The sequence below is a fragment of the Xanthomonas sp. D-36-1 genome, assembly GCF_017746155.1.
Lineage (GTDB): Bacteria > Pseudomonadota > Gammaproteobacteria > Xanthomonadales > Xanthomonadaceae > Xanthomonas > Xanthomonas cissicola.
The window spans coordinates 46,145-57,977 of record NZ_JAGHWR010000030.1 but is presented as its reverse complement, the minus strand read 5'-3'; the positions used below and the strand labels follow the sequence as shown (position 1 = coordinate 57,977).

Below are 11,833 nucleotides of genomic sequence, written 5' to 3'. Positions count from 1 at the left end.
AGCCCTGCGCCTGTTGCTCGCGCGCGATCGCCCGCCAGCCGATGTCGCTGCGCTGGAAGGCGCTGGCCCAGTGGATCGGCTTGAGGCCGGCATAGGCGGTGCGCTGGGCGTCCTGCACGCTGTCGCCCAGGGCTGCAACGCACAGCACGCGGCCACCGGCGCTGACCACTTCGCCAGCGGCGTTCAACGCGGTGCCGGCATGGAAGACCTTGGCGCTGGCCGACACCGCGTCCAGCCCGGTGATGACCTCACCGGTGACCGGCGTGTCCGGGTAAGGCCTGGCGGCGATGACCACGCCCAGCGACGGGCGCGGATCCCACTGCGCATGCGCGCCATCGAGCCTGCCGTCGATGGCCGCCTCGAGCAGATCGACCAGATCCGACTGCAGGCGCAACATCACCGGCTGGGTTTCCGGGTCGCCGAAGCGCACGTTGAATTCGATCACCTTGGGCGCGCCATGCGCGTCGATCATCAGCCCGGCGTAGAGAAAACCGGTGAACGGCACGCCGTCGGCGATCATGCCCTGCACGGTCGGTTCGACCACTTCGCGCATCACCCGCGCATGCACGTCGGGGGTGACGACCGGGGCCGGCGAATACGCGCCCATGCCGCCGGTATTGGGGCCGGTGTCGCCGTCGCCGACACGCTTGTGGTCCTGGCTGGTCGCCATCGGCAAGGCATGGGTGCCATCGACCATCGAGATGAAGCTGGCCTCTTCGCCGTCGAGGAATTCCTCGATGACCACACGTGCGCCGGCATCGCCGAACGCATTGCCCGAGAGCATGTCGCGCACCGCGTCTTCGGCCTCGGCCAGTGTCATCGCCACGATCACGCCCTTGCCGGCAGCCAGGCCATCGGCCTTGACCACGATCGGCGCGCCTTTCTCGCGCACATACGCAAGCGCGGCGTCCACGTCCGTATGCACCGCGTAATACGCGGTGGGAATGCCGTGGCGGGCGAGGAAATCCTTGGCGAAGGCCTTGCTGCCTTCCAGCTGCGCGGCCTTGGCGGTGGGGCCGAAGATGCGCAGGCCGGCGGCATGGAAGCGATCGACCACGCCCAGCACCAGCGGCACTTCCGGGCCGACCACGGTGAGCGCGACGGCTTCGCGCTGCGCCAGGGCGAGCAGGCCATCCAGGTCGTCGACCTTGATCGCCACATTGCGGCAGTTGGCTTCGGTGGCGGTGCCGGCATTGCCCGGTGCCACCAGCACCTCGCTCACGTGCGCGGACTGCGCGATCTTCCAGGCCAGGGCATGTTCACGGCCGCCGGAGCCGATGACGAGGATTTTCAAGGCAGTTGCTCGCTAGTACGGGGGAAGGGGGCGCTATCTGCAGCCTTCGCGCTGCAGTGCGTTGGGAAACGGGTAGGTCCAGGTCTTGGTGTCGAGCGCGAACACGTGCGTCTTGTCCAGGGCGACCCCGCAATCGCTGCCGTGCTCGTGGATGCGCAGCGGCCAGGTGCGCGCCTGCGGCGCGCTGTTGTCCACCTCCAGCGCGAAATCCACGTCGAAGGCCTCGGCAAGGCATTGCGCCTGGGTCTGGTCCGGCTCGCGCGCGTCGTCGTCGCAGGCCAGTGCGCCGCTGTTGTCGATATGCGCACGCAGCGAGCCGGCATTGACCAAGCCCTTGGGGCCGGGCACGACCAGATCCTGCGATTCCAGCATCAGGCCCTGGCCCATCCAGAAACTGTGCACGGCAAAGCCGTAGAAATCGCTGCCCAGACGCAGGACGTCCACGCTGCCGGGTTGGCCGTCGCTGCCGTAGCCATCGGCGAGCCGTTCGACCACGACCTTGAAACCGTCGCCATCGCCACGCAGCACGAAGAAATCGATCAGCCCCGGGTTGCCGTGGCCGGCATCGCTGAGGCTGTGGCAGACCGCCAGCAGTTGCTGCACCTGATCGCCCACCACCACCGGCTGTTCGGCGCAGACGTCGCTGTCGGCCTTGAAGCCGTCGGCTTCGCCACTCCACTGCGCGGCCAGGCCGGCCTTGGCGCCGTAGCGCGTGCGCAAGAACCCATCCAGCCGCTCGGTGCGGCTCAGATGAGGGCCATTGCTGGGCGCGGCAGGTGCCGCGGCACCCGGCGCCGCAGCGGGCGCAGGCGCTTGCTTGCACGCGCTCAACAGCACGGCGGTAGCAAGGCACGCGGCGAAACTACGCAAACGCTGCATCGACCTATCCCTGTGCCGGTGACATCAATGCCGGAAGTGGCGCACGCCGGTGAACACCATCGCGATGCCGTGTTCGTCGGCGGCCGCGATCACCTCGCCGTCGCGCATCGAACCGCCGGGCTGGATCACTGCCTTGATGCCGGCCGCAGCCGCAGCATCGATGCCGTCGCGGAACGGGAAGAATGCATCGGACGCCATCACCGAGCCGGCCACGGTGAGCTTGGCTTCCTCGGCCTTGAGCGCGGCGATCTTGGCGCTGACCACGCGGCTCATCTGCCCGGCGCCCACGCCAATGGTGCGGCTGTCCTTGGCATACACGATCGCGTTGGATTTGACGTACTTGGCCACGCGCCAGGCAAACAGCAGATCGCCCAGTTCCGCCTCGTTGGGCGCACGCTGGGTCACCACGCTCAACTCGCCCAGCGACATGCCGCGGTTGTCGGCCGACTGCATCAACAGGCCCGAGCCGATCCGCTTGGTGTCGTAGTTGTTGAGGCCATTGCCGTGCGGAATCTTGAGCACGCGCACATTGGCCTTCTTGGTGGCGTATTCGAGCGCGCCGGCCTCGTAATCGGGCGCGATCAGCACTTCCACGAACTGGCGATCGAGGATGGCCTTTGCCGTCGCTGCGTCCAGGGTGTTGTTGAACGCCAGGATGCCGCCGAACGCGCTGGTGGGGTCGGTGGCGTAGGCCAGTTCATAGGCATCGCCGCAGCCCGCGCCCACCGCCACGCCGCAGGGGTTAGCGTGCTTGACGATCACGCAGGCCGGGGCATCGAACTGACGCACGCATTCCCACGCCGCATCGGCATCGGCCAGGTTGTTGTAGCTCAGTTCCTTGCCCTGCAACTGCTGGAAGGTGGCCAGCGTGCCCGGCACCGGATACAGGTCGCGGTAGAACGCGCCGGACTGGTGCGGGTTCTCGCCGTAACGCAGGTCCATCACCTTGACGAAGTTGGAATTGATCTGCGCCGGGAACGGGCTGCGCGTGGGCACTGCCTCGGCGCTGTCGGCCACTGCCGAGAGATAGTTGCTGATCGCCGCGTCGTACTGCGCCACGCGATTGAACGCAGCCACCGACAGCGCAAAGCGCTTGGCCGCCGACAGCTGGCCGTCGTTGGCCTCCAGTTCGGACAGCAGGTCGGCGTACTGCGCCGGGTCGGTGGCCACGGCCACGCGCGCGAAATTCTTGGCCGCGCTGCGCAGCATCGCCGGGCCGCCGATGTCGATGTTTTCCACCGCTTCGGCCAGCGTGCAATCGGCTTTCACGGTCACCGACTCGAACGGATACAGGTTCAGCACCAGCAGGTCGATCGGCACGATGCCGTGCTCGGCCATCACCGCTTCGTCGACACCGGCGCGTCCGAGCAGTCCGCCGTGCACCACCGGGTGCAGGGTCTTGACGCGGCCATCCATCATTTCCGGGAAACCGGTCAGCTCGGCGACGTCCTTCACCGGCAGGCCGGCCTCGCGGATCGCTTTGGCGGTGCCGCCGGTGGACAGCAGCTCGACGTTGCGCGCCACCAGCGCGCGGGCCAGGTCGATCAGGCCGGTCTTGTCGGAAACGGAGAGCAGGGCCCGGCGCACGGGCAGGAAATCAGAGGCCATCGGTGGGGATGTCGTTGCGGAGCAGCCGATATTGTAGGCTGCGCCAGCGCTCGAATGGACTCAACACTCCGTATGGCCTCGATCTATGCATTGAAGGGACGCTTCCAGGCGCTGCTGCGACCGATGGTGGGCGCGCTGTATCGCGGTGGCATCACCGCCAATCAGGTCACGCTGATCGCAGCGGCGGTGTCGCTGATGGTGGCGACGGTGGTGTTGCACGGCGGCCCCAGCCGGCCGCTGCTGTATCTGCTGCTGCCGGTATGGATGCTGGTGCGCATGGCGCTCAATGCGGTGGACGGCATGCTGGCGCGCGAGTTCGGCCAGCAATCGCGGTTGGGCGCCTACCTCAACGAACTGTGCGATGTGGTGGCCGATGCGGCGTTGTACTTGAGCCTGCTTGGCGTGCCCGGTGTGAGCGCACCGTGGCTATGGATCTTCGCGCTGCTGGCCGCGCTGACCGAATACGCCGGCGTGCTCGGCCTGATGGTCGGCGCCAGCCGCCGTTACGACGGGCCGATGGGCAAGAGCGACCGCGCGTTCGTCATCGGCGTGCTGGGCGTGGGTCTGTCCAGCGGGCTGCTCGGCGCACGCGGCGTGACCTGGGTGGCCATCGCCCTGAGTCTGGCCTGCATGGCCACGGTGTGGCGGCGGGTGCGCGCCGGCCTGGCCGAGGCGCCGGCAGGCGCCTAGCGGCACACCCCGCAGCAGCGCCGCTGGGCGCGCAGCGCGCGGGTGATCTTTGCGATTCAACCTCTTCGACTTTCAGGATGCTTCGATGCGCACAGTGCTAGAGCGCGAGTTCGTCAGTTTCGATGGTGCGCCACTGTTCTACCGGCATTGGCCGCTGCACGATGCCGCTGCGACCGGCACGCCCAGGGCGGTGGTGCTGCTGCATCGTGGCCATGAGCACTCTGGCCGTGTGATGCATCTGGCGCAAGAACTGGACATGCCCGATGCGCAGTTCTTCGCCTGGGACGCACGCGGCAACGGCCGCTCGCCCGGCGTGCGCGGCGATGCGCCGGGCTTCGAGGCGCTGGTGCGCGATCTGGACAGCTTCATCGCGCATCTTCGCGCCACCCACGGCATCGCGGTGCAGGACATCGTGGTGATTGCGCAGAGTGTAGGCGCGGTGGTGGCCGCCACCTGGGTACACGATTACGCCCCGCCGCTGCGCGCGCTGGTGCTGGCATCGCCGGCGTTCAAGGTGAAGTTGTATGTGCCGTTCGCACGCGCCGGATTGGCGTTGCTGCAGGCGCTGCGCGGTAACTTCTTTGTCAACAGCTACGTCAAGCCGCAATGGCTGACGCATGATCCGGCGCGCGTGGAGAGCTATCGCACCGATCCGTTGATCACCCGCCCGATTTCGGTGCGCGTATTGCTCGGCCTGTACGCGGCCGCCGATCGCGTCGTGGACGATGCACAGGCGATCACCGTGCCGACCCAGTTGCTGGTCTCCGGCGCGGATGTTGTGGTGCATCGCGGCCCGCAGGATCGCTTCTACGAAAACCTGCGCTCGCCGATCAAGCAGCGCCACTGGCTGCCGGGGTTTTTCCACGACACCCTGGGCGAACGCGATCGCGATTGCCATCGCGCATATCCGCCAGTTCGTCCAAGCGCGGTTTGCGCAGCCGCCGGTCCGTGCCGCGCTGCGCAATGCGCACCGTGCCGGCCCCAGTTTCGAAGAGGCCGAGCGGCTGGCCTGGCCACCGCAGCGCAACAGCCTGCAGGACCTGCGCTGGCGCGGCGTGCGTGCCGGCCTGCGCCTGGGTGGCAAGCTCTCCGAGGGCATCGCGCTTGGTCTGCAGACCGGCTTCGATTCCGGCAGCACATTGGATTACATCTACCGCAATCAGGCGCGTGGTCGCGGGCCGCTGGGCCGCATGATCGACCGCACGTATCTCAACGCAATCGGTTGGCGCGGCATCCGCATCCGCAGCAGCCATCTGGGCGAATTGCTGCGCGAGGCAGCGGCGCGCTTGCGTGGCGCCGGCAAGCCGGTACGCGTCCTGGACATCGCAGCCGGGCACGGCCGCTATGTGCTCCAGGCGCTGGGCAGCGGCGCACGGCGTGCCGATGCGATCGTGCTGCGTGATTTCAGCCCGCCCAACGTGACCCAGGGCACTGCGCTGATCCAGGCGCTGGGCGCTGGCGACATCGCCCGTTTCGAACAAGGCGATGCGTTCGACCCTGCAGCATTGGCGTCCGTGCAACCGGCACCGACGCTGGCGGTGGTCTCGGGCCTGTACGAATTGTTTGCCGATAACGACCAGGTCGCGCGCTCGCTGGCCGGCCTGGCCGCGGCGGTGCAGCCGGGCGGTTATCTGCTTTACACCGGTCAGCCCTGGCATCCGCAGCTGGAATTCATCGCGCGCGCGCTGACCAGTCACCGCGATGGCGTGGCCTGGGTGATGCGCCGGCGGAGCCAGCAGGAGATGGATGGCCTGGTGGAAGCAGCGGGCTTTCGCAAGGTGGCGCAACGCATCGATGCGTTTGGCATCTTCACCGTGTCGATGGCGCAGCGGATCGACGCATGAGCCACGCTGGGCGCCCAGTCGGTCGTGCCGCGCTGTGGCTGGCGTTGCTGGGGCCGTTTTTCTTCCTCAGTTACGGCCTGGCCAACATGCTGGCCGGGCGGGCGGCGCAGGTGCCATCGGTGGTGTTCGGCTGGGAACGCGGCATGCCGTTCTGGCCGTGGACCATCGTGCCGTACTGGTCCATCGATGTGTTCTATGCGGCCTCGTTTTTTGTCTGCCGCAATCGCCGCGAGCTGGACACCCACGCACTGCGCTTGCTCAGCGCACAGCTGATCTGCGTGGCGTGTTTTTTGCTGTGGCCGCTGCGCTACAGCTTCGTGCGGCCCGAGACCGGGGGCGTGTTCGGCTGGCTGTTCGCGGTGCTGCTGGGTTTCGACAAACCCTTCAATCAGGCGCCATCGCTGCACATCGTGCTGCTGGTGGTGCTGTGGGTGCGCTATGCGCAGCATCTTTGCGGGGTGTGGCGCTGGCTGCTGCATGCCTGGTTCGCAGTGATCGGTGTGTCGTTACTGACCACGTATCAGCATCACTTTCTCGATATTCCCACCGGGCTCGCGGTGGGCTGGCTATGCGTGTGGGTGTGGCCTGAGCGTATCGCTGCACCGTTCGCGCAGGCATGGTTTGCACGCGACCTGCGCCGTTGGCGCTTGGCGGCGATGTATCTGGCCGGCGCGCTGGTCAGCGCTGCGCTGGCGCGATGGAGCGGCGGTGCAGGACTGTGGTTGCTGTGGATCGCCCTGGCCTTGCTGCTGGTTGCGTTGAATTACGCGCTGCTCGGGCCAAGCGGATTCCAGAAGCGCAGCAATGGGCGCCTGAGTCTTGCCGCGCGCTGGTTGTATGCGCCGTATCTGCTGGCGGCATGGTGCAACTCGCGCCTCTGGACGTGGCGCGCCCCGTCGCCGCGCGCGGTCTGCGATGGCGTGTGGCTGGGGCGGATTCCGTTGCCCGGCCAGCGCGACGAGCGTGCTGCGGTGGTGGACGTGTCTGCAGAGCTCTCGTTGTACGCCGCGCAGGCGCAGGACCGTGTGGTGCCGATGCTCGATCTGCTCGCACCGTCGCCAGCGCAGTTGTGCGAGGCGGCGCTGGCGATCGCGCAGGCGCGTGCGCACGGCCAGGTGCTGGTGTGTTGCGCACTGGGCTATTCGCGCAGTGCTGCCAGCGTGGCCGCCTGGCTGGTGCGCAGCGGCCGCGCCCGGGATGTGGATGCGGCCATCGCACAGCTACGCGCCGTGCGGCCGTCGATCGTGCTTGGGCATGCGCATCGCGTGGCGATCGTAGCGGCATGCGGCGTGCAGGACGGCGGCAACGCCATCCCCGAACGGAGAGCGCAATGAACACCTCCCCGCTGACCTTGGCGACCATGCGCGCCGTACTGCTCCAAGGGGCAGCGCTGGACCGCTTCTCACTCCTGCTGCTGGCAGCGGCCATCGGCTTGCTTGGTGTTACGCAGGCGCCGCCATTGATGCAGTTGAGCTATGCCATCAGCGTGCTGGCGGGCGTGGTGCAGCGTTATTGGGCGTTTCGCGTGGGCCTGGATGCCGACCTGCTGGCGGCCTCCATCGCGCATCTCGAATGCTGCGGTGGCAGCGAGCAAGAGGCCGCGCACCGACTCGATGCGGCAATGCATGCCATCGGCCTGCTGGCGAAGCTGCCACCCGCACGCGACTGGGCATCGCGCTGGGCCGGCATGCGCCGCCTGCTGCATTGGCAGCTGGCAAGCGTGGTGGTGCAACTGCTGTCGGTGGCTGCGGCGCTCGCTCTCAGGATCTTCAGATGAGCAACGCACCCGATTCCGCTCAGCGCGAACCGCAACACGCCACGCCAGCGCAGCGGGCGCTGTGGCAGCGGCTGCAGGGCTACCGCTTTGGCCAGGACGACGCGGCGTTTGCGGCCTTCGTTCGGCGCGTGGCCAAGCAGGCACAGTGCAGCACCATGCAAGCGCAGGCGTTGGTGGAGGAGTACCGACGGTTCTGTTTTCTTGCCTGCACCGACGCCCACGACGTCACCCCCAGCCCGTTGGTCGACCAGGTCTGGCATACGCATCTGACCGACACCCGCGAGTACTGGCAGCAGTTCTGCCCGCACGTGCTGCAGACCACGCTGCATCATCAACCCGGACGCGGCGATGCCGGCGAACAGGCGCGTTTCCAGGCGCAGTACCGCCAGACGCTGGAACGTTACCGCACGCAGTTTGGCGAGCCGCCGGCGCAATGGTGGCCTGCGGCGAGGCCGCAGCGATCGACGCGGGATCCGCTGCACGGGCACACTGCCGAACAGACCTTGCAAGCCTTGCGCGGTGCGCCGCAGTTGTCTGGGCCGCAGCGCGGTGTGCCGTATGCCGTCGTCGCGTGGGCAATCATCGCGGTGGCAGTGGGCATGGCCTGTCGCTCGGCCAATGGCGGGGCGCTGTCGCCGCTGCACTGGCGCGGCGTGTATTTCCTGCCGCTGTTCATCGCGCTGATCGGTCTGGCCTGGTCGATGGCGGCATGCTTGCGACGGGCGCTGCGACGCGGCCGCAGCGCAGCAGCACTGGATGCCAGCGAGCTTGCGTATCTGGGCGGCGGTGCCGATCGCGTGGCCGACCTGTGGTTCACCGAGTTACTGGTGCGCAATGCGGTGTATCTGGAGCGCGACGCAACCGAACCGGCACGCCACTGGGTGCGCGGTCACCGGCAGATTGCAGTCCCGCCCGCGCTGGAGCCGGCACTGGAGGCGGTGCGCACCACCGAAGACCCGGTGTTGGCCTTGCGCGCATTGCGCGCGCTGGCCGCACGGCTGGAGCAGCGCCTGATCGACAAGGGCCTGTGGCTGAGCCGGGCGCAGGCGTGGAAGGTGCGTCTGGCATGCACCGCGCCGGTGGCGCTGGTATGGGTGCTTGGCCTGTGCAAGCTGGTTATCGGCGTGCAGGGCAACCACCCGGTGGGCTCTCTGCTGTGTCTGATGGTGCTGACCACATTGTTGGTGCTGGGCTTTGCGCTGGTGCCGGTGCGGCGCACGCTCGGCGGCGAGGCGCGCCTTGCGACGCTGCGTCAGACGCGGCGACGCGATGCCGCGCGCACCGGCGGCGATCCGGGTGAGGTGCTGGCGCTGTATGGCACTGCGGCACTGATCGGAACCCCCTGGGCGGACTACCACAGCCTGCGTACGCCGCACGGCCACCTCGGTGACAGTGGCAGCAGCTGCGGCGGGGGCGGCGGCGACAGCGGCGGCGATGGTGGTAGCAGCGATGGTGGTGGTGGCTGTGGTGGCTGCGGCGGCGGAGGCGACTGATGCAACACGGACAGCAACAGCGGCGGCTGCACTGGGCGCGCGTGCTGCGCGGGCGTGGCGCCACGCCCAATGGCGTGTCGTGGGTGGGCATCGCATGTGCGGCGCTGGCCGGGCTGATGTTCTACATCGGCTTGAGCGCGCCTGCGCGCGAAGGAGCCATGCCACTGCTGCTGGCGGTGCTCGGGCTGCAGGGGCAGCTGTGGTGCAACCGCATGGATGGCATGCTGGCGCGCCAGGCGCGCATGGTCTCGCGCGCCGGTGAGGTCTACAACGATGCGCCCGATCGGTTGTCCGATGTGGCGGTCTGCGTGGGCCTGGGCTATGGACTGCAGGCCGGCCTGCCGTGGGCTGCGCAACTGCGGTGGGCCGCAGCGCTGTGCTGCGTGGCCACCGCAGATGTACGCATGCTGGGCCTGGCCTGCGGCACGCCAGAGCCGCGCCAGGGGCCGATGAGCCGCGTGCAACGCATGCAGTGGTTGTCGCTGGCAGGCGCGCTGGCCTTGCCGCTGCAATGGATGGGCCAGCCGCGTCTTGCGGCGTGGGTGCTGATCGGCGCGCTGACGGTGTTGATCGCCGGTGCCTTGCTGACGGTGGCGGTACGACTGCGCACGATCGTGCGCACCCTGGAGCACAGATGATTGCCCGTTTGATCGCGCGCGCTTGCAGCGGCGCCATTCGTACCTTGACCGGCGCGCGCGCGTTGTGGCGCGGTTGCGCGCCCTCCAACGAACGCCGCGTGTATTACGGCAACCACGCAAGCCACGGCGATTTCGTGCTGATCTGGTCGTCGCTGCCGGCCAGCCTGCGCCATGAAGTGCGCCCGGTGGCGGCGGCCGACTACTGGCAGCGCACCGCCCTGCGGCGCTATCTGATCCATGCGGTCTTCAACGGCGTATTGATCGAACGCGACCCGGCGCAGCGCACGCGCGACCCGATCCAATGCCTGTGCGATGCGGTGGACGCCGGCGATTCGTTGATCCTGTTTCCCGAAGGCACGCGCAACCCGGACGATGGCGTGCTGCCGTTCAAGAGCGGGCTGTATCACCTGGCACGGCAACGCCCGGAACTGGAGTTCGTGCCGGTGTGGATCGATAACCTCAAGCGCGTGATGCCCAAGGGCAAGTGGTTGCCGTTGCCGCTGCTGTGTACCACCACCTTTGGTGCGCCGTTGCGCCTGGATGCGGACGAAACCAAGGATGCGTTTCTGGCGCGTGCACGTGCGGCGTTGCTGGCGTTGTCGCCGGATCAATTGGAGACCCGCGCATGAGCCTGTATGTGTATAGCGGGCAGTTGCAGCAGTCTTCGATGCATCAGCAGACGGTGTGGCTGTTCAGCGGTATCGCGCTGGTGCTGGCAATCGCCACGCTGATTTCCGAAACCCTGCGCTGGCGCGCACGCGAACGCCCCAGCGCCGTGCTGGATAACCTGGTCGCCCGCATCCGTGCGTGGTGGGTGATGGCCGCGGTGGTCGGCCTTGCGTTCGTGTTTGGTCGCGCCGGCGTGATCGGCTTGTTCGCGCTGGTGTCGTTGTTTGCGCTGCGCGAGTTCATCACCTTGACCCCGACCCGGCGTGGCGACTACTACGCATTACTGGCCGCGTTCTACATCGTGCTGCCGTGGCAATACGGCCTGGTGTGGACCGGCTGGTACGGCATGTACACCTTGCTGATTCCGGTCTACGCGTTTTTGGTGTTACCCATCCTGGCCACCATCGGCGGCGACACCACGCGTTATCTGGAACGCACCGCCAAAGTGCAGTGGGGCCTGATGATCTGCGTGTTCTGCATTTCGCATGTGCCGGCGCTGTTGAACCTGGACATTCCCGGTTATGCCGGGCGCAATCTGCTGCTGATCGCCTTCCTGGTGATCGTGGTGCAGTCCTCGGACGTGCTGCAGTACGTGTGGGGCAAACTGGCCGGGCGCCACTTGATCGCGCCGAAATTGTCGCCGTCCAAAACGGTGGAAGGATTCATCGGCGGCGTGTTGTCGGCCAGCCTGCTCGGCATGGCGCTGTGGTGGATCACCCCGTTCGCGCCGTGGCATGCCTTCGGCCTGGCGTTGGTGGCCAACCTGATGGGATTTTTCGGCGGGTTGGTGATGTCGGCGATCAAGCGCGATCGCGGCATCAAGGATTGGGGCCACATGATCGAAGGTCACGGCGGCGTGCTGGATCGCCTGGATTCGGTCTGCTTCGCCGCGCCGGTGTTTTTCCACCTGATTCGCTATGGCTGGGCGTGATCGCCTGCAA

General features: G+C 67.5%; 10 protein-coding genes and 1 pseudogene. 8 read left to right on the top strand and 3 right to left on the bottom strand.

All coding sequences use genetic code 11. From position 1 onward, the window contains the following. The 3 genes from purD to purH form a co-directional block, all read right to left on the bottom strand. The coding region (gene purD / locus J7367_RS09630; protein ID WP_057658704.1) for a phosphoribosylamine--glycine ligase at positions 1-1,294 on the bottom strand (1,294 nt) is incomplete at its 3' end. 33 nt (positions 1,295-1,327) lie between these two features. Then, a complete protein-coding gene (locus J7367_RS09625) occupies positions 1,328-2,173 on the bottom strand; it encodes a hypothetical protein (RefSeq protein WP_007967896.1) in 846 nt (281 codons plus the stop codon). Positions 2,174-2,197: 24 nt separating this feature from the next. Then, on the bottom strand, positions 2,198-3,781 hold the full coding sequence (gene purH / locus J7367_RS09620) for a bifunctional phosphoribosylaminoimidazolecarboxamide formyltransferase/IMP cyclohydrolase (RefSeq protein WP_057658702.1): 1,584 nt from the start codon (positions 3,779-3,781) through the stop codon (positions 2,198-2,200). A gap of 72 nt (positions 3,782-3,853) precedes the next feature. On the opposite strand from purH, the gene J7367_RS09615 reads away from it, so the two are divergent. The 8 genes and pseudogenes from J7367_RS09615 (at position 3,854) to J7367_RS09580 (ending at position 11,823) form a co-directional block, all read left to right on the top strand. Beyond that, a complete protein-coding gene (locus J7367_RS09615) occupies positions 3,854-4,471 on the top strand; it encodes a CDP-alcohol phosphatidyltransferase family protein (protein WP_057658700.1) in 618 nt (205 codons plus the stop codon). Positions 4,472-4,556: 85 nt separating this feature from the next. Further along, positions 4,557-6,315, top strand: a pseudogene (locus J7367_RS09610) (bifunctional alpha/beta hydrolase/class I SAM-dependent methyltransferase). Then, entirely contained in the window at positions 6,312-7,649 is a 1,338-nt protein-coding gene (locus J7367_RS09605) for a phosphatase PAP2/dual specificity phosphatase family protein (RefSeq protein WP_209028918.1), read from the top strand. Before J7367_RS09610 ends, J7367_RS09605 begins: the two are co-directional and overlap by 4 nt. Beyond that, positions 7,646-8,092: a hypothetical protein gene (locus tag J7367_RS09600; RefSeq protein WP_057658697.1), complete on the top strand. Its 447-nt coding sequence runs from the start codon at positions 7,646-7,648 to the stop codon at positions 8,090-8,092. The genes J7367_RS09605 and J7367_RS09600 overlap by 4 nt, the downstream gene beginning before the upstream one ends. Further along, entirely contained in the window at positions 8,089-9,585 is a 1,497-nt protein-coding gene (locus tag J7367_RS09595; RefSeq protein ID WP_057658695.1) for a TIGR04222 domain-containing membrane protein, read from the top strand. The genes J7367_RS09600 and J7367_RS09595 overlap by 4 nt, the downstream gene beginning before the upstream one ends. Then, positions 9,585-10,223: a CDP-alcohol phosphatidyltransferase family protein gene (locus J7367_RS09590; RefSeq protein WP_057658693.1), complete on the top strand. Its 639-nt coding sequence runs from the start codon at positions 9,585-9,587 to the stop codon at positions 10,221-10,223. Before J7367_RS09595 ends, J7367_RS09590 begins: the two co-directional genes overlap by 1 nt. Continuing rightward, positions 10,220-10,852 carry a lysophospholipid acyltransferase family protein gene (locus J7367_RS09585; RefSeq protein ID WP_057658691.1) on the top strand — a complete coding sequence of 211 codons (633 nt, stop codon included), beginning with the start codon at positions 10,220-10,222 and terminating at the stop codon, positions 10,850-10,852. Before J7367_RS09590 ends, J7367_RS09585 begins: the two co-directional genes overlap by 4 nt. Beyond that, entirely contained in the window at positions 10,849-11,823 is a 975-nt protein-coding gene (locus tag J7367_RS09580; RefSeq protein ID WP_017155935.1) for a phosphatidate cytidylyltransferase, read from the top strand. The genes J7367_RS09585 and J7367_RS09580 overlap by 4 nt, the downstream gene beginning before the upstream one ends. Positions 11,824-11,833: the final 10 nt, after the last annotated feature.

What these genes read in the sequence shown, in the direction of transcription:
- J7367_RS09625 (WP_007967896.1), bottom strand. Translation starts at nt 2,173, where the DNA reads ATGCAGCGTTTGCGTAGTTTCGCCGCGTGCCTTGCTACCGCCGTGCTG.
- J7367_RS09585 (WP_057658691.1), top strand. Translation starts at nt 10,220, where the DNA reads ATGATTGCCCGTTTGATCGCGCGCGCTTGCAGCGGCGCCATTCGTACC.
- J7367_RS09605 (WP_209028918.1), top strand. Translation starts at nt 6,312, where the DNA reads ATGAGCCACGCTGGGCGCCCAGTCGGTCGTGCCGCGCTGTGGCTGGCG.
- J7367_RS09615 (WP_057658700.1), top strand. Translation starts at nt 3,854, where the DNA reads ATGGCCTCGATCTATGCATTGAAGGGACGCTTCCAGGCGCTGCTGCGA.
- J7367_RS09580 (WP_017155935.1), top strand. Translation starts at nt 10,849, where the DNA reads ATGAGCCTGTATGTGTATAGCGGGCAGTTGCAGCAGTCTTCGATGCAT.
- J7367_RS09600 (WP_057658697.1), top strand. Translation starts at nt 7,646, where the DNA reads ATGAACACCTCCCCGCTGACCTTGGCGACCATGCGCGCCGTACTGCTC.
- purH (WP_057658702.1), bottom strand. Translation starts at nt 3,781, where the DNA reads ATGGCCTCTGATTTCCTGCCCGTGCGCCGGGCCCTGCTCTCCGTTTCC.
- J7367_RS09590 (WP_057658693.1), top strand. Translation starts at nt 9,585, where the DNA reads ATGCAACACGGACAGCAACAGCGGCGGCTGCACTGGGCGCGCGTGCTG.
- J7367_RS09595 (WP_057658695.1), top strand. Translation starts at nt 8,089, where the DNA reads ATGAGCAACGCACCCGATTCCGCTCAGCGCGAACCGCAACACGCCACG.